This is a genomic window from Rothia santali (assembly GCF_024199905.1).
Lineage (GTDB): Bacteria > Actinomycetota > Actinomycetes > Actinomycetales > Micrococcaceae > Rothia > Rothia santali.
Genome location: NZ_JANAFB010000051.1, coordinates 1 through 16,585, shown reverse-complemented (window position 1 = coordinate 16,585; position 16,585 = coordinate 1). Strand labels below are relative to the sequence as shown.

General features: G+C 74.7%; 15 protein-coding genes and 1 pseudogene. 12 read left to right on the top strand and 4 right to left on the bottom strand.

The window, feature by feature from the left end; genetic code table 11:
- Positions 1-139, bottom strand: a pseudogene (locus tag NBM05_RS14015) (3-methyladenine DNA glycosylase); the annotation flags it as partial.
- Here NBM05_RS14015 and NBM05_RS15725 point away from each other — a divergent pair.
- From NBM05_RS15725 to NBM05_RS13975, 8 genes are all read left to right on the top strand, one after another.
- On the top strand, positions 110-472 hold the full coding sequence (locus tag NBM05_RS15725; RefSeq protein WP_309248180.1) for a 4'-phosphopantetheinyl transferase superfamily protein: 363 nt from the start codon (positions 110-112) through the stop codon (positions 470-472). The pseudogene NBM05_RS14015 and the gene NBM05_RS15725 sit on opposite strands and share 30 nt — an antisense overlap.
- A gap of 119 nt (positions 473-591) precedes the next feature.
- Positions 592-1,767 carry a PIG-L deacetylase family protein gene (locus NBM05_RS14005; RefSeq protein WP_254168723.1) on the top strand — a complete coding sequence of 392 codons (1,176 nt, stop codon included), beginning with the start codon at positions 592-594 and terminating at the stop codon, positions 1,765-1,767.
- A gap of 2 nt (positions 1,768-1,769) precedes the next feature.
- On the top strand, positions 1,770-2,786 hold the full coding sequence (locus NBM05_RS14000) for an ATP-grasp domain-containing protein (RefSeq protein WP_254168721.1): 1,017 nt from the start codon (positions 1,770-1,772) through the stop codon (positions 2,784-2,786).
- Positions 2,783-3,490, top strand: coding sequence for a PHP domain-containing protein (locus NBM05_RS13995; protein WP_254168719.1), 708 nt, complete (start codon positions 2,783-2,785; stop codon positions 3,488-3,490). Before NBM05_RS14000 ends, NBM05_RS13995 begins: the two co-directional genes overlap by 4 nt.
- Positions 3,487-4,971, top strand: coding sequence for a glycosyltransferase family 2 protein (locus NBM05_RS13990; protein ID WP_254168717.1), 1,485 nt, complete (start codon positions 3,487-3,489; stop codon positions 4,969-4,971). Before NBM05_RS13995 ends, NBM05_RS13990 begins: the two co-directional genes overlap by 4 nt.
- Positions 4,968-5,111 carry a hypothetical protein gene (locus NBM05_RS13985; protein ID WP_254168715.1) on the top strand — a complete coding sequence of 48 codons (144 nt, stop codon included), beginning with the start codon at positions 4,968-4,970 and terminating at the stop codon, positions 5,109-5,111. The genes NBM05_RS13990 and NBM05_RS13985 overlap by 4 nt, the downstream gene beginning before the upstream one ends.
- The gene (locus NBM05_RS15510; protein WP_302184041.1) at positions 5,102-6,565 is read left to right on the top strand and encodes an AGE family epimerase/isomerase; all 1,464 of its coding nucleotides are present in this window, start codon (positions 5,102-5,104) and stop codon (positions 6,563-6,565) included. Before NBM05_RS13985 ends, NBM05_RS15510 begins: the two co-directional genes overlap by 10 nt.
- A gap of 22 nt (positions 6,566-6,587) precedes the next feature.
- Positions 6,588-7,334, top strand: a complete 747-nt coding sequence (locus NBM05_RS13975; RefSeq protein ID WP_254168713.1) for a hypothetical protein — start codon at positions 6,588-6,590, stop codon at positions 7,332-7,334.
- A 125-nt stretch (positions 7,335-7,459) separates the two neighbouring features.
- On the opposite strand, the gene NBM05_RS13970 is transcribed toward NBM05_RS13975, so the two are convergent.
- From NBM05_RS13970 to otnK, 3 genes are all read right to left on the bottom strand, one after another.
- The gene (locus tag NBM05_RS13970) at positions 7,460-8,257 is read right to left on the bottom strand and encodes a DeoR/GlpR family DNA-binding transcription regulator (RefSeq protein ID WP_254168710.1); all 798 of its coding nucleotides are present in this window, start codon (positions 8,255-8,257) and stop codon (positions 7,460-7,462) included.
- Positions 8,258-8,329: 72 nt separating this feature from the next.
- The gene (locus NBM05_RS13965) at positions 8,330-9,004 is read right to left on the bottom strand and encodes a class II aldolase/adducin family protein (RefSeq protein ID WP_254168708.1); all 675 of its coding nucleotides are present in this window, start codon (positions 9,002-9,004) and stop codon (positions 8,330-8,332) included.
- Positions 9,001-10,299 (bottom strand): 3-oxo-tetronate kinase, encoded by a 1,299-nt coding sequence (otnK, locus tag NBM05_RS13960; RefSeq protein WP_254168706.1) that lies wholly within the window; start codon positions 10,297-10,299, stop codon positions 9,001-9,003. The genes NBM05_RS13965 and otnK overlap by 4 nt, the downstream gene beginning before the upstream one ends.
- Before the next feature lie 173 nt (positions 10,300-10,472).
- Between otnK and NBM05_RS13955 the strand changes: the two genes are divergently transcribed.
- Genes NBM05_RS13955 through NBM05_RS13940 form a run of 4 tightly spaced genes read left to right on the top strand, consistent with a single transcriptional unit; the run spans position 10,473 to position 16,506 of the window.
- The gene (locus tag NBM05_RS13955) at positions 10,473-12,842 is read left to right on the top strand and encodes an amidohydrolase family protein (protein WP_254168704.1); all 2,370 of its coding nucleotides are present in this window, start codon (positions 10,473-10,475) and stop codon (positions 12,840-12,842) included.
- A gap of 55 nt (positions 12,843-12,897) precedes the next feature.
- A complete protein-coding gene (locus tag NBM05_RS13950; RefSeq protein WP_254168702.1) occupies positions 12,898-14,280 on the top strand; it encodes an MFS transporter in 1,383 nt (460 codons plus the stop codon).
- Positions 14,277-15,578: an MFS transporter gene (locus tag NBM05_RS13945; RefSeq protein ID WP_254168700.1), complete on the top strand. Its 1,302-nt coding sequence runs from the start codon at positions 14,277-14,279 to the stop codon at positions 15,576-15,578. The genes NBM05_RS13950 and NBM05_RS13945 overlap by 4 nt, the downstream gene beginning before the upstream one ends.
- On the top strand, positions 15,571-16,506 hold the full coding sequence (locus tag NBM05_RS13940) for an amidohydrolase family protein (protein ID WP_254168698.1): 936 nt from the start codon (positions 15,571-15,573) through the stop codon (positions 16,504-16,506). The genes NBM05_RS13945 and NBM05_RS13940 overlap by 8 nt, the downstream gene beginning before the upstream one ends.
- The last annotated feature ends 79 nt before the right edge of the window (positions 16,507-16,585 follow it).

Below are 16,585 nucleotides of genomic sequence, written 5' to 3'. Positions count from 1 at the left end.
GGCCCGGCTTGAGCGTGTAGTAGGTGAAGAGGAAGTCCTCCACCGGGTGCTTCGCGCCGCGGTTGCGGCGCTCCACGAACGGCTCGGCGTAGACGGCGGCGCGCTCGCGGTGCTCCTCGGCGAGCGCCCGCCCCCGCGGCCCGGGCGCGGGGGGCGGGGGGCCCCGCCGCCCGAGGGCGTCCCCGACCTCGTGCTCCGGCCCGAGGAGCCCCGCCTGGCCCCGCCGGGAATCCCGCCCGGCGCCTTCGACGTCCTGCGCTTCAGCGCCAAGGAGTCCGTCTACAAGGCGTGGTTCCAGGTCATGGGGGTCTACCTGGACTTCCAGGAGGCGGAGCTCGACGTCGGGGCGACCGGCCGCTTCGAGGCCCGCCTCCTGCACCCCCGGACCCCCGGAGCGCTGCGGATCCTGCGCGGCCGCTGGGCGCTCGACGACGGCCGGGTGCTCACCGCGGTCTCCGTCCCGGCGGACTGAGGGGCGCCCGGCGGCCGTTTCCCTCCGAAAAGGGGTTACCCAGACGTATACCGTGTAGTACGTTGAGCGTGATGTGACGTTATGCACAGATGCGTGCCGGCCCTCGAAGGGGATGAACGGTGGGAAGCACTCAGGAACCCAACGAGGTCGAGGTCCCGGCCGGCCCCGTCGTGCCCGCCCGCCGGGAGCTGCCCGGCGTCGAGGAGTGCCGGCCCGCCCCGCGTCCGCTCGCGCTCCTCGTGGGCGAGCTGGAGGTGCCGGAGCTGCTCGCGACCCTGGCGCGCGTGGGCTACAAGTGCGTCCGGATCTCCCCGGAGGCCGCCGCCACCGAGATCGCGGAGCTGCCCGCGGCCGACGTCGCCCTGCTCGACGTCGGGACCTTCCGCGAGGAGCCCCGGTGCGGCGTCGTCGCGCTCCTGCAGGACGTGTTCCCCTCCGTGGAGGTCTTCCTCATGACCGCCGCGCGCGACCTCGACGCCGAGCTGATGCTGCGGGCCATCCACGGCTCCCTGACCGACGTGCTGGACCCGCAGGACACGATCGGCGTCAACTCCGCCTTCGAGGAGTCCCTGCACCGCTCCCGCTCCGGCGCCGAGCGGGTGCTCGCGATCGGCGCGCACCCGGACGACGTCGAGATCGGCTGCGCCGGCGCGCTGCTCGAGCACCGGGGCCGCGGCGACGCCGTGACGGTCCTGACGCTGAGCCGCGGCAGCGTCGGCGGGGACCGCACCGCGCGTGCCGGCGAGTCCCGCGCGGCCGCCAGCATGCTGGGCGCGCGCCTGCTCCTCGGCGACCTGCCGGACACCCGGATCGAGGCGGGCATCGAGACGATCCGGCTGATTGAGGCCGTGGTCGCCGACGTCGACCCCTCGACCGTCTACGTGCACTCCGCCCACGACGGCCACCAGGACCACCGCGCCGTGCACACCGCCACGCTGAGCGCCACCCGCCGGGTCCCCAACGTCTACGCCTACCAGTCGCCCTCGGCGACCAACGACTACTCGCCGACCCGGTTCATCCCGGTCGACGCCGTGATGTCGCGCAAGATCGAGGTGCTCCACGCCTTCGCCTCCCAGAGCGAGCGCAGCTACCTCGAGCCCGAGCTGGTGGTCGCGGGGGCGCGCTACTGGGCGCGCCACCTGGCCCCCCGGGCGCGCTACGCGGAGCCCTTCGAGGTCATCCGCAGCTTCGACCCGGGAGCGCACCGCCAGCGCGGGGCCCTCGCCCTGGGCTCGCCCCTCGCGCCGGTGGTCCCGATCCCCATGGCGCCCTACCCCCTCGAGACGGGAGCATGACCATGCCGCAGATCCACAGCACCCGCGACCGGAAGGTCCTGGTCACCGGGGCCGGAGGGGCCGCCGCGGTCGTCCTCGTCCGGGAGCTCGTCGACGCCGGGTACGACGTCGTCGCCGCCGACCTCGACCCGATGGCCGTGGGCCTGTACCTGGTCCCCGAGTCGCGCCGGGCGCTGCTGCCGCGCGGGGACGACCCGGGCTTCGCGGACGCCCTGCTGGACGTCGCGACCCGCCACGGCGCGCAGCTGGTGGTGCCCACGGTCGACGTCGAGCTCCCCCCGATCGCGGCGCGCGAGGCGGCCTTCCAGGCGCGCGGGATCCGGCTGCTGATGGAGCGGCGTCCCACGATCGAGCTGTGCCTGGACAAGCTCGCCCTGGTGCGGGCCTGCGTCGCCGCCGTCCGCGTCCCCCGCACGGTCCTGCTGGACCGGGACACGCGCCGCGAGGAGCTGGCCGAGTTGGGGGAGAGCCTGATCGTCAAGCCCCGCAGCGGGGCCGGCGGGCGCGGCGTGGCGCTCGTGACCCCGGGGGACCTGGGCGCGACGCCGCTGGACGGCACCTTCATCGCCCAGGAGCTGCTGCCCGGGGAGGAGTTCTCGATCGACGTGCTGGCCCGGCCCGACGGGCACGTGATCGCGGCCGTGCCGCGGCGGCGGGACAAGACGGACTCCGGGATCGCGGTCGCGGGGCGGACCGTGCGGGACGAGGCGCTCGAGCGGTTCGGGCGGCGTGTCGCGGAGGTGATCGGCGTCGTCGGCGTGGTGAACGTGCAGGCCAAGCGGGCCGTGGACGGCGAGCCGGCGCTGCTGGAGGTCAACCCCCGCTTCCCGGGCACGATGCCGCTGACCGTGGCCGCCGGGGTGGACATGCCGCTGCTCGCCGTGGGCGGCGCCTTCGGCGATCCGATGCCCGAGCGGATGGGCTTCCGGGAGGTCGCGGTGGTGCGGCACTGGGAGGACGTCGTCGTGCCGGTGGGGGAGTACCTGGCGGTCGAGCCGGCGGGGGTGAGCGTGCCGTGATCGACGACCGCACCGACTGGCACACCCACACCGACCTGACCGACGGGGCCGACCCGCTCGGGGCGATGGTCGCGGCCGCCGAGGCCGCCGGCCTGGAGGCCTACGGGGTCAGCGACCACGTGCGCCGCTCGACCACCTGGCTGCCCGAGTACGTCCGGGCCGTCCGGGCCGTGTCCTCGCCCCTGCGGATCCGGTGCGGCGCGGAGGCCAAGATTCTCGACGCCGCCGGCGCGCTGGACCTGCCCGCGGATGCCCCGCCGCTGGACTACCTGCTGATCGCCGACCACCAGTTCCCGGGGACGGAGGGGCCGCTGACCCCCTCGGCGGTCACGACCCTGCTCGCGGAGGGGCGGATGACGCCGGCGGGGGCCCTGGACCAGCTGGTCGAGGCCACGTGCGCCGCGCTGCTCGCGAGCCCCGCCCCGCCGATCCTCGCCCACCTGTTCAGCCTGCTCCCCAAGTGCGGGCTGGACGAGGCGGAGGTGCGCGGCGAGCACCTCAAGGCCCTGGCCGCGGCGTGCCGGGCCGCGGGCGGCGCCGTCGAGGTCAACGAGAAGTGGCGCTGTCCGGGCCTCGGCACGGTGCGCGGGCTGATGGACCTCGGGGTGGAGATCACCGCGGGCAGCGACGCCCACCGGGCCGCCGACGTCGGCCGCTGGTCCTACGTCCGGGAGGCCGCGGCCGAGCTGGGGGCCGCCCGATGACGCTGCTGCTCTGGGTCCTGAGCGCCCTGGTGCTGGTGGGGACGCTGCCGATCGTCAGCTCGATCGTGGGGTACCTGCTGGTGATGTTCCACCGGACGCGGGACCACCTGGACCGGGCCGATCCCGACGCCGCGCCGCGCGTCGCAGTCCTCGTGCCCGCCTGGAACGAGGCGCCGGTGCTGCGCTACTCGGTGGACCGGATGATGGGCCTGGACTACCCGGCGGAGCGGCTGCGGCTGGTGGTGGTCGACGACGGCAGCACCGACGAGACTCCGGAGATCCTGGCCGCGGCGAGCGCGCGCCACCCGGGCCGCGTCGTGCCCCTGCGCCGGGAGAACGGCGGGCAGGGCAAGGCGCACACGCTGAACCACGGGCTGCGGACCATCCTCGCCGACGACTGGGCCGAGGCGGTGCTGATCACCGACGCCGACGTCGTCTTCACCTCGGGGTCCATCGCGCGGATGGCCCGGCACCTGCGCGACCCCCGGGTCGGCGCGGTGACGGCGTTCATCCGGGAGGCCAGCCAGCCGGCGAGCTGGGTCAACCGGTGCATCGGCTACGAGTACGCCACGGCGCAGCTGGCCGCGCGGCGGGCCCAGAACGTCGTCGGCGCCCAGGCCTGCCTGGCCGGCGGGGCGCAGCTGCACAGCCGGGAGAACCTCGAGGCGATCGGCGGCCGGATCGACACGGGCACGCTGGCCGAGGACACCGTGACGACGCTGCTGACCCAGCTCGGCGGCCGCCGGGTCGTCTTCGACCCGCACGCCGAGTGCCTGGCCGAGGAGCCGGCCAGCGTCGTCGCGCTGTGGAAGCAGCGGTTGCGCTGGGCGCGGGGGAACCTCCAGGTGACCCGGCGGTTCGGCGAGGTGTTCTTCCGGCCCAGCCGGCGGCACCGGCTGTGGAACCCGTGGTTCGCGCTGCAGTGGTACTCGACGCTGTACCTCCCGGCCTTCGCGGTGCTCGCCTCGGCCTCCCTGGTCACCCTGTGGTTCCTCGACGGCGGGGTGGCCCGGCTGCTGTTCAGTGCGTACTGGGGCCTGAGCGCCCTGGGGTTCGTCTTCACGACGCTCTACACGCTCCTGCTGGACCGCCGGATCGCGCGCCGCTGCTGGCTCCAGGGGGTCACGTTCCCGGGGCTGATCAGCATGGCCACGATCGCGTGGGTCCTGGTGCCGGGGCCCGCGGACCGGCTGCTGGCCGGCGCCGCCGGGGCCGCGGGCCTGTCCTGGGACGCCCAGGTGCGCGAGTGGGTGCTGCTGGCCGCCTACACGTGGACCTCGGCGTGCATGGTCGCGGGCTGGGCGGTCTATCGCGTGGACCGGGTGCGGGCGCTGCGTCCCCTGGTGGGGCCGCTGATGCTCGTGGTGGGCTTCGGTCCGCTGCTGTGCGCGGTGACCTTCGCGGCCTACGTGGCGGAGCTGCGCGGGGCGGCGCAGACCTGGGAGAAGACGGAGAAAACCGGGAAGGTGGTCGCGGCGTGAGCGGCGACCGGCCGACCCGCGCGGCCCGGCGGATGCTCGCCGCGGACCGCAGGGCGGAGATCTGGGTGGGATGGAAGGGATTGGCATGTCTGGTGGTCGTGGTCCTCGTGGCCTGCGCGCGGCAGTGGTGGTGGCAGTGACGGCGGTGCTCGGCCTGGCGGGCGCGGTGCCCGCGGGGGCGGATCCCGCGCCGGGCCCCTCGGCGCGCGCCGCGCAGGCGTGGTCGTGGATCGAGGGGCAGATGGGCACGGGCACCGCCGCGACCGGCGACGCCGGCCTGGTGCCGGACGAGCCGTACCCGGCGTCGTGGACGGGGCCGGTCTCGGGCACGGTCGTGCCCGGCACAGAGGAGGGCGCGCCGCTTACTGGGCTCGTCGTGGAGGTCCTGGTGGTGACCGACCGGGAGTACGACGTCGGCACCGCGCCGGTGGCCGCCGACGGCACCTTCTCCTTCCCCTACGCCTACCCGGGCACCAAGGTCTTCCGGCTGGTGGACGCCGACGGCGCGATCCTCGCCGAGCACGCGCCCCCGACCGGGCTGCTGCGCTCCTTCGACGCCCCGCGCGGCAGCCACCTGCATGGCCGCGTCTTCAGCTACGACCAGGCGCTGGCCCTGCTGGCGGCGCTCTCGATGGGCGAGGAGGAGTCCGCGGCGACCCTCGCGGAGGGCCTGCTGAGCCTGCAGCAGTATGGCGGGGCGCAGGACGGCGGCTTCGTCACCTCGGCCGCGTCCCTCTACCCCGAGGGCGCGCTGCGGGAGTTCCGTACCGGCAACCACGCCATGGCGACCTACGCCCTCCTGCGCTACCTCGCGACCCTCCCGGAGGGGGCCTGGCGGGACCGGGTGGCCGACTCGGCCGCGCGCGCGGTGGACTGGCTGCTCGCCCAGCGCGCCGCCGGGGGCCCCCTCGAGGGCCTGGTGACCGGCGGCCACGGGGCCTACACGCCCGACTGGCGCTTCGACGCCGACGCCGCCCTGCCCTGGGCCTCCACGGAGCACAACCTGGACGCGTGGCACGCGCTGCGCCTGGCCGGGACGGTGCTGGGCGACCCGGCGGCGTCGTCGGCGGCCGACTCCCTGGGCGACGCCGTGGCGGACCGGCTGTGGGACGCGGACCGGGGCAGGTTCCTGCAGGGGCGCTCCCCGGACGGGCCGGACCTCGGGGAGGCGCTGGACGTCAACTCGTGGGGCGCGATCTTCCTGGCCGCCTCGGGCCGGACGGCCCTGGCGGGGACGTCGCTGGCCCGGGCCTCCCTGTTCGCCTCCTCGGCGCTCGGGACCGCGGGCCACGCCCCCGTGCCCTCGCCCTCCCCGCCCCTGGTCTGGGCCGAGGGCACCGCGGGGGTGGCCCTGGCGCAGCTGCGGACCGGCGACGCCGCCGGAGCCCGGGCGACCCTGGAGGCCCTGGCCGGCACCGGCGCGGCCGAGCCCCGGGGCACGGCCCGCTGGGCGGCGGCGTCGCGCGAGGACGAGGCGCTGTCGATGACCGCGACCCCGGCCATCGGGGCCGCGGCGTGGGTCCTGCTCGTCGAGCAGGCGGCCGAGGGACAGCCGTCCCTCTGGGACGAGAGCACCGGGGCGTCGGCCCCATGATCGCCGAAGGAGCGAGGCCGCTATGACGTACAGCCAACCCAAGGGGTTCCGCGTCCCGACCGGGGCCCGGCTCCCGGCGTGGGTCCCGGGCCAGATGCCCGGTGCGTGGCGCGCCTGGCGGCAGGAGGGCGTCCGTGCCGTCGCCACCGTGCTCGCGGAGGTGCTGCGCACCGGCGAGTCCCGGGACGAGGTGTTCCGCCGGCTCTCCTACGGCCAGGTCGGCGAGGAGGACCTGCTGTTCAGCCGGGCCCACAGCGCGTGCATGATCACTCGCGCCTCGGAGTTCGTCGACGTCGCCCACGCGGAGATGCGCAAGCCCACGGCGGTGCCGGTCCACCCGGCGATCGACCTGCGCTGCCGGGCCCAGTTCGTCGGCGACCCGGACGACCCGGAGCTCACGTGGACGTACGTGCTGCTCGGGACCGAGCGGCCCGCGCTGGAGCAGCACTTCATGGGCATCGAGGGGATGGAGCCCTACCCCATCCCCGAGGAGGACGCGCCCGAGGACGAGGAGGCGGCGGAGCGGGCGGCCCTGTGGCGCCGGGCCCTCGCGCCCTACCGGCACATCGCCCCGCTCTCGCTCTCCGCGCCGGACCCCAGCCTGCTCTTCGACGCCAGCGAGTCGATCCTGGCCCGGATCCAGGACGACGAGCTCGCCTCGCGGGGCAAGATCACCTCGAGCGAGATCGTCGCCGAGGCGGCGCGGCGGCTCCCGGACCGGTCGTGGGACGAGGTCGACGCGCGCCTGCGCAAGCGCCTGGCGGAGTGAGTGGGGCGTCGGCCGAGCGGGCCCGCGCGAGCGGCCGGGGCGTCGGCCGAGCGGGCCCGCGCGAGGGGCGGCGTCGGCCGAGCGAACGGCGTCGGCCGAGCGGGGTGCCCGGGCGGGCCGGGGCCTCAGCCCAGCGGCGCCGCCACTGCGACCTCGATGCCGCGCTCGTCCAGGTCCGCCGCCTGCTCCGCGGTGAGCCCGGCGTCGGTCACGACGAGGTCCAGCTCCTCCAGGCCGCACACCCGGTACCGGGCGGCGGAGCCGTACTTGGTGCTCGCGGCGGCCAGCACGACCTCGGAGGCCGAGCGCATCGCGGCGAGCTTGGGCTCCACCTTGAACTCGGTCGGGATCGTGACCCCACGCTTGATCTCCCACGAGCTGGTGGTCAGGAACGCCAGGTCGATCGAGAGCTCGCGCAGCGTCAGCGCGGCCAGGCGGCCGGTGCTTGACTGGTTGCGCTTCTCCACCTGCCCGCCGGTCATGATGATCTCGACGCCGGGCAGGTCCATGAGCGAGTGCGCGATCGCGAGGTCGTTGGTCACCACCGTGAGGTCCCGCCGGTCCTTGAGGAAGCGGGGCAGCGGGTGCAGCGTGGTCCCGGCGTCGACGTAGACCGTCATGGAGTCCCGGATCAGCGAGGCCGCGTGGGCGGAGATCGCCGTCTTCTGCTCGACGTCGGCCATCGCCTTGACCGTGCGGCTCGGCTCCACGACCAGGCGGCTCGCGATCTTGGCCCCGCCCGGCGTCGAGATGACCTTCCCCTGGTCCTCCAGGGCGGCGATGTCCCGCCGGATGGTCATGTGGCTGACCCCGAGCATCGAGGTCAGCTGCCGGATGCTCAGCACGGAGTCGCGGCGCAGCTGGCTGAAGATGAACTCGCGGCGCTGCTCGGGGATGAGCGGGGTCTGCACGGGGTCGGTCACGACGGCTCCTTACGGTGTCCGGGTCATTTTACCGGGTGGGGCCCCGGTGGCCGCGGCGCGGGGCGGCCGGGGTCACCGGGAGGAGGTGCCCGCGGGGGCCTCGCGCGGCGCCCCGGCGTCGTCCCAGTGGGTGCCCCACGCGGCCGCCAGCCCGGCCGCCGTCTCGGGGTCCAGCAGGCGCCGGGCGCGGCCGTCGGTGAGCAGCGTGATCCGGCACGCCTCCTCCAGCTCCACCGCGGCGTCGGCGGCGGCGGCCAGGTCGGCCCCGGCGGTGACCTGCCCGTGGTTGGCCAGCAGGGCGGCCCGGAACCGGCCGGGCGCGGCCAGCACGGCGTCGCCCATCAGGGGGCTGCCCGGCGGGACGAAGGGAATCAGCGGGGTCTGCCCCACGCGCATCAGGAAGTAGGGGGTGATCGGCGGGACCGCGCTCAGCTCGGACCACGGCTCGAGGCAGGCGACGGCCACCGACTGGGGGGAGTGCAGGTGCACGACGGCGCGGTGCCCGGGCTCGCGGGCGTACATGGCCGCGTGCAGCGGCACCTCCTTCGAGGGCCTGGCCCCGCTGAGCCAGCGCCCCTCGAGGTCGAGCACGGCGATGTCCTCCTCCGCCAGGTGCCCCAGCGAGGTGCCGGTGCCGCTCATGAGGATGCGGTCGCTCGTGCGGACGCTGAGGTTGCCGCTGCTGCCGGGGCTGATGCCCGCCCGATCCAAGCGCCGCCCGGTCTCGATCAGTTCGGTGACGCTCACGCTTCCCCCAGCTCCTTCCAGGCCGAGCTGAACATGTCCTCGGTGCCGAAGTTCCCGGACTTGAGCGCGATGTCGATGCTCTCCCCCGCGCGGGTCCTCGCCCGCGACCAGCACACGCCGGGGGAGATGCGCGGTCCGATGTCGAGCCGGCCGATGCCGAGCGCCTTGGTCACCGCGCCGGAGGTCTCCCCGCCGGCGACGATCAGGTGCCGCACGCCGCCCTCGGCGACGGCCCGGCGCGCGAGCTCGGCCAGCGCGTCCTCGATGGCGGCGGCCGCGTCGTGCCGGAGGTCCCCGGCCGTCGCGACCGAGTAGACGACCGGGACGGCGGCCCGGTCGGCGCCGGCGATCCAGGCCGCGACGTCGTCGACCTCGGCCGCGGCCTCCTCGGCGAGGCGGTCCACGGTCAGCGCCCGGGTCGGGTGGGAGCGCATCGCGTCGGCGACCTGCGCGCGGGTCATGCTCGAGGCGCTGCCGCACACCACCAGGCTCCGGCCCTCCAGCGGGGGGAACGGCGGGACGGGGGCGGCGCCGGAGCTGGCGTCCTCACCGGCGGCGGAAGTTCCGGCGGCGTCGTCGGCGCCCGATCCTGCGGCGGTGCCGGAGCCCCCGGCGGCGCCCAGGGCGAGGCCCGCGCCTCCCGAGACCAGCAGGTCGTCACGGGTCGCGCGGTGGATCGTGCGCAGGTCGGCGTTCTCCACGGCGTCGATGACGGCGTAACCCTCCGGCAGCGCGTCGAGCGCCGCGCGCAGCGCCTCGGGCCCGGCGTGCACGGCCGGCAGGTGCACCTCGCCGACCGCGCGCCCGGTCTGCGGCGAGAGCAGGTCCCTCAGGCGCGAGCGGCGCATCGGGGTCAACGGGTGCTCCCGCATCGGCGACTCCTCGAGCAGCTGGTCGCCCACGAAGAGGCGGCCCAGGTACGTGGTCCGCCCGTTGTCCGGGTAGGCGGGCACGACGACGGTGCGCGCGGCCCCCAGCTCCGCCGCCGCGGCGTCCAGGATGGGCCCGATGTTCCCTTCGTCCGTGGAGTCGAAGGTCGAGCAGTACTTGACGTAGAAGCGCTCGCAGCCCAGCCGGCGCAGGTCCCGCAGCGCGTCGAGGGAGGCGGCCACGGCCTCCTCGCGCGGCGCGGTGCGGGTCTTGAGGGCGACGACGAGGACGTCGGCGTCGGCGGCCTCCTCCCGGGCGACGGCGTCCTCGATGAACACGGCGGTGCGGAAGCCGGCCGAGGCGTAGGCGGTGGCGATGTCGGTGGCGCCGGTGAAGTCGTCGGCGATCACTCCGATGCGGTGCATGCGCGGCCTTTCTTGTCGGGGTCGGTCCCGCGGGCGGCGCGGGGCGAAGGGGCTGGTTGCCAACTCTACTCGACTGTGTGACTATTTGTGATTATATATGAAACTCTGAGATGGCACGCGTCACCGGTGCCGTCCCGGCGCCGCCGCAGAACCCTTCGAGAACGAGGTCAAGGATGATCACCCCATCGCACTCACACCCGATCCGCATCGCGCTGACCGGGGCGGGCGGCGGCTTCGGCCGGACCCTGCTGGCCCAGCTGCGGTACGTGCCGGCCCAGGAGCCCGCGGTCCTGATCGACCCGGACCTCGAGGCGACCGCCGCCCTGCTGGCCGACCTCGGCTACCCCGCCGAGCGCGTGGTCCGGGCCGGGGCCGACGTCGCGGAGAACTCCCGCGCGATCGGCGAGGGCCGCATCCTCCTGGCCGCCGACGCCGCCGCGCTCGACCTCTCCTCCCTCGACGTGCTGGTGGAGGCCACCGGCGTCGTCCCCGTGGGCGTCGCCTACGCCCGGGCCGCGATGGCCGCCGGCGCGCACGTCGTGATGGTGAGCAAGGAGGTCGAGACCGTGGCCGGCGTCGACCTCGCCCGGCGCGCCGAGGCCGCCGGCGTCTCCTACCTCCCCGGCGACGGCGACCAGCCCGCCAACCTCCTGCGCCTCCTCGACTGGGTCGAGTACGTCGGCCTCGAGGTCGTCGCGTGCGGCAAGTCCGGCGAGTACGACCTCGTCTTCGACCCCGAGGCCGGCACCGTCCGCCAGCTCGACGCCGAGGTCCCCGCCCCCGGGCTGGCCGGCCTGCTCTCCCTGGGCGAGGACGCCCGGGCCACGCTCGCCGCCCGCGCCGAGGCCGTGAAGGACCTCAAGCGCGCGGCCGCCGCCGACTCGTGCGAGATGACCGTGGTCTCCCAGTACTCGGGCTACACCGCCGACGTCGAGTCCCTCCACTACCCCGTGGTCCGGCCGGACGAGCTGGCCGACGTCTACGCCGAGGAGGCCGACGGCGGCCTGGTGCGGACCCCCGGCGCCGTCGACGTGTTCTCGATGCTGCGCCTGCCCGAGGAGGCGAGCTTCGCCGGCGGCGTCTTCGCCGTCGTGCGCACCCACGACGCCCCCACCTGGGAGCTGTTGCGCCAGAAGGGCCACGTGGTCAGCCGCGACGGCCGCTACGCCTGCCTCTACTGGCCCTACCACGCGATGGGGGTCGAGACGCCGCTGACCATCGCCGCCGCGGTCGAGGGCCGGCCCGGGCGCCGGGCGCGCCGCGACGCTCCTGGGCGCCCGCGCGACCCGCGACCTGGCGGCCGGGACCGCGCTGACGGTCGCCGGGCACCACCACGAGATCGACGGCCTCGACACCGCGATGCTGCCCGGCACCGAGGCGCAGCTCGGCGTCGCCGCCTTCTACACCCTCGGGGGCACCGTGCTGAACCGCGACGTCGCCGCCGGCGAGCTGATCCGCGCGGCCGACGTCGACGGGCTCGACGCCGGCGTCCAGGAGGCCTTCGCGAGCGGCTTCGGGCTCGACGACGCCGGGGACCGCCGGCCGGCGGACCTCGCCGCCGAGGCCCGGGGGAGCGCGCGATGATCGCCGCCGAGGCCCGCGAGCGGCTGCGCATCCTCGACGCCCACCACCACTTCTGGGACCTCGAGGGCGAGGGCCGCTGGCCCTGGATCCAGGACGAGTACGACGAGGGCTTCTTCCTCGGCGACTACCACGCGATGCGCCGCACCTTCATGCCCGCCCAGTACCGCGAGGCCACGGCCGGCTGGAACGTGGTCGGCACCGTGCACTGCGAGGCCGAGCGCTCCCGCGACGAGCAGGTCGAGGAGTCCCGCTGGCTCACGGACCTGCACCGCGAGGACCCGCGCTTCCCGCTGGCCGCCGTCGGCCACGTGTACTTCACCCAGCCGGACCTGAGGGAGGTGCTGGCGGGCCACGCCGAGCACCCGCTGGTCCGGGGCATCCGCTCCAAGCCGGTGATCGCCGCCGGCCCCGGCGAGCGCGCCGAGGGGCCCGGGACCATGCGGGACCCCCGCTGGGTCGAGGGGCTCCACGCGCTGGCCGAGCACGGCTTCTCCTGGGACCTGCGCGTCCCCTACTACCACCTGGCCGAAGCGGCCGCCCACGTCCGGGAGATCCCCGAGACGACCGTGGTGGTCAACCACTGCGGGCTCCCGCTGGACCGCGGGCCCGAGGGCATGGACCTCTGGCGCGCGGGCATGGAGGAGCTCGCGGCGCTGCCCAACACCGTCGTCAAGGTCTCCGAGCTCGGCCTGCCCGGCAACCGCTGGGACCGCGCCTCCAACGAGCGGGTCGTGCGGGAGACGGTCGCGGCGTTCGGCCACTCCCGCTGCCTGTTCGCCTCCAACCTGCCGGTGGCCACCCTGACGGCCCCCACCTTCGACGAGGTCGTGGACACCGTCCTGGCAGGCCTCGGCGACGCCACCCCGGAGCAGCTCGACGAGGTGTTCCACGGGACCGCGGCGCGGGTCTACCGCGTCGAGCTCCCGGCCCCCGACGGCCGACCCGCGGCACGCGGCTAGGCCGATCCACCCATCGGTCGCGGCGACCCGCCGCGACGTCACGAAGGACCACGACATGACCGCTGTCAACGACGACCAGCTCTTCCGGAAGATCTCGCTGCGCGTGCTGCCGCTCGCGATGATCGGCTTCTTCCTCTCCTACCTCAACCGCGTGAACATCGGCTTCGCCCAGGAGCACCTCAGCGCGGACCTCGGGTTCTCCTACGCCGTCTACGGCCTGGGCGCCGGGCTGTTCTTCATCGGGTACTTCATCTTCGAGATCCCCTCGAACCTGATCCTCGCCCGGGTCGGCGCCCGCCGCTGGATCGCCCGGATCATGATCACCTGGGGGATCATCTCGGCGCTCATGGCGCTGGTGGACAGCGCCGCGATGTTCTACGCGCTGCGCTTCCTGCTCGGCGTCGCGGAGGCCGGGTTCATCCCGGGCATCCTGTACTACATGTCCCAGTGGTACCCGGCCAGCCGCCGGGGCCGCGCCTGGGGGATCTTCTACATCGCTCTGGCTGCCTCCGGGGTCATCGGCGGGCCGATCTCCGGCGGCGTCCTGGCCGCGACCGAGGGCCTCGCGGGGCTCGCCGGCTGGCAGTGGCTGTTCATCGTCGAGGGCGTGCCGACCGTGCTGCTCGGCGTCGTCATCCTGTTCTTCCTCCAGGAGGACTACCGGAAGGTCGGCTGGCTCCGCGAGCCCGAGCGCGACCGGCTGGGCTCGCTGCTGCGCGTCGAGGCGCCGGCGGCCGGGCACACGCCGCTGCGCGAGGTCTTCCGCAGCCCGCTCATCTGGCTGCTGACCGGGGTGTACTTCTCCTACAACTTCGCCCTCTACGGGATCAGCTTCTGGCTGCCGACCCTGATCCGCGGGCTCGGGTTCCAGAACGACGTCGCGGTCGGGTTCATCTACGCCCTGCCCAGCCTCGCCGCGATCGTGGCGATGGTGATCTTCGGGTACAGCTCGGACCGGCGGCGCGAGCGGCGCAAGCACATCGCCGCGGCGTTCCTGCTGAGCGCGATCGGCTTCGTCGTGTGCATCCTGGCCGGGGACAACGCTGTGCTGGGCATCATCGGGCTCATGCTCGCCAACGCCGGGGCGCTGTCCATCCCGGCCGTGTTCTGGAGCTTCCAGACCTCGCTGCTCACGGGCACCGCGCTGGCCGGCGGCATCGCGCTGATCAACTCGACCGGCAACCTGGCCGGCTTCGCCGCGCCCTACCTCATCGGGGCCGTCAAGGACGCGACGCAGTCGGCCGAGATCGCCCTGTGGATCACCGCGGGCATCATGCTGGTCGGCGGCGCGCTCACCCTGACCGTGCGGACCGTCAGCTCCGTCCGGGACGTGCCGCGCAACCCCGACGCCGCCGGCCTGGGGCACGACGCCGCCCCCTCGGGTCCCGGTGCCGCCGCCACCACCCGACCCGTCGACTCCCCGAAGGACGCCCGATGAGCCACCCCGGAACCGGGACCGCCCCCGAGCGGACCTCCCACGGCAGGCCGACGAACATCCGCTGGTCGGTGGTCGTCATCCTGTTCGTCTTCTACACGATCAACTGCATCGACCGGGCCTCCCTCTCGGTGGCCCTGCCGACCATCAGCGCCGAGTTCCTCCTCCAACCGGCCACCCAGGGCCTGATCCTCTCGGCCTTCTTCTGGACCTACTGCCTGTGCCAGATCCCGGGCGGGCTCGCGGCCGACCGCTTCGGCCCGCGCCGGGTGATCGGCGTCGCCGCCGCGATCTGGGGCACCTTCACGGCCCTGGGCGGGCTGGCGTGGAGCGCTGTCATGCTGGTGATCGCCCGCCTGGGCCTCGGCGCGTTCGAGGCGCCCTACATGCCCTCGGCCAGCAAGCTCGTCTCGACCTGGATGCCGCCGCGGCGCCGGGCCTCGGGCGTCACGCTGATCGACTCCGGGGCGCCGCTGGGCTCGGCGCTGGGCGGGCTCATCGTCGCCTGGCTCATCACCACCACCGGCTCCTGGCGCTGGTCCTTCGTGATCATCGGGCTGGCGACCGTGCTGATCGGCATCGGCGTCGCGGCCTACATCCGCAACCGGCCGGACCAGCACCCGCGGGTCAACCGGGCGGAGATCGAGCTGATCGGGGCCGACGTCGCGACCGCGAGCGAGCGCAAGCCCGGCCTCAGCCGGCGCACCTTCTTCTGGATGGTCGTGGGCCGCATCGGCTGGGCGATGGTCTTCTGGGGCCTGGTCACCTGGGGCCCCAACTACCTCGCCAACGCGCGCGGGCTGGACCTGCAGGCCATGGGCTTCGCGACCTTCCTGATCTTCCTGTGCGGCGCCGTCGGCGAGATCCTCAGCGGGCTCCTCGCCGACCGCCTCCAGCGGCGCTTCAGCCGCAACAAGGCGTTCAAGCTGCTGTTCGGCGGGTCCGGGGCGCTGAGCCTCGCGGCGATGGTCGCGCTGCCGTTCGTCGCCGACGCCGGGACCGCCGTCGCGCTGCTGTGCGTGGGCGTGTTCTTCAACCTGTTCGGCGGGCTGTACTGGACCATCCCGGGGATGCTCGCGCAGCCCGAGCGCGTGGGCCTGGTGGGCGGCGCGATGAACTTCGCCGGCACCTCCTCCGGGATCGTCGTGCCCATCGTAGCGGGCCTGCTGGTCCAGTTCACCGGGGGCTACACGGCGGTGCTGGTCTACCTGGCCGTGTGCGCCGCGGTCTACCTGGTCGGCTCGCTGGCCATCGACTTCGAGGGGCGCGACGTCGCCCGGAAGGAGGCCGCGCGTGCCTGAGACGTATGCCGGGCCGGTGATCGACGCCCACCACCACATCTGGGACCTCGAGCGGAACCTCTACCCGTGGCTGACGCCCGAGGGCGCCGTGCCGCACCGCTACGGCGACTACTCGGCGATCAAGCGCACCTACCGGGCCGAGGACTACCTCGCGGACGCGGCCGGCACCGGCGTCGTCGCCTCGGTCTACATGGAGGCGGAGTGGGACCCCGCGGACCCGCTCGGCGAGACCCGGTACGTCCACGACGTCGCCCGCCGGACCGGCGTCCCCGGTGCGATGGCCGCCCAGGCCTGGCTCGACGCGCCCGACGCCGCGGAGCTGCTGGCCGCCCAGGCCGCCCACCCGCTGGTGCGCAGCGTGCGGCACAAGCCGGGCGGGCCCGCCTCGCCCGACGCCGCGCGGGCGGGGGAGCGCAGCCTCATGAGCGATGACCGGTGGCGCGAAGGCTACGCCGCGCTCGGTCTGCTCGGGCTGCACTTCGAGCTCCAGACGCCGTGGTGGAACCTGGCCGAGGCCAGGGCCCTGGCGCTGGACTTCCCCGGCACGACGCTGGTGGTCAACCACTCGGGCGTCCTCGCCGACCGGGAGCCCGGGACCGTGGCCGCGTGGCGCGCCGCGCTGGCCGACGTCGCCCAGGCGCCCAACGTGGTGCTCAAGGCCTCGGGGCTGTGCGTGGCCGGGCGCGACTGGGAGTCCCTGGGCAACGAGGGGCTGATCCGCGAGATGGTCGCGATCTTCGGGCCCGAGCGGGTCATGTTCGGCAGCAACTTCCCCGTGGACGGCATGTTCGTGGGGTACCGCCGGCTGCTCGAGACCTACCGCGAGGCCCTGGCCCCGCTCTCGGAGGAGGCGCAGCGGGCGGTCCTCCACGACACGGCCGAGCGCGTGTACCGGCCCCGGGCGTTCCGGGAGGCGCCGGGCCGCTGAGGCGGCGGAGGGCGGCCGGGGCTGCCGCGTGCGGCCCGGGAGGGCCGGGTGGCCGGGGACGGTTGAGGCTGCCGGGGAC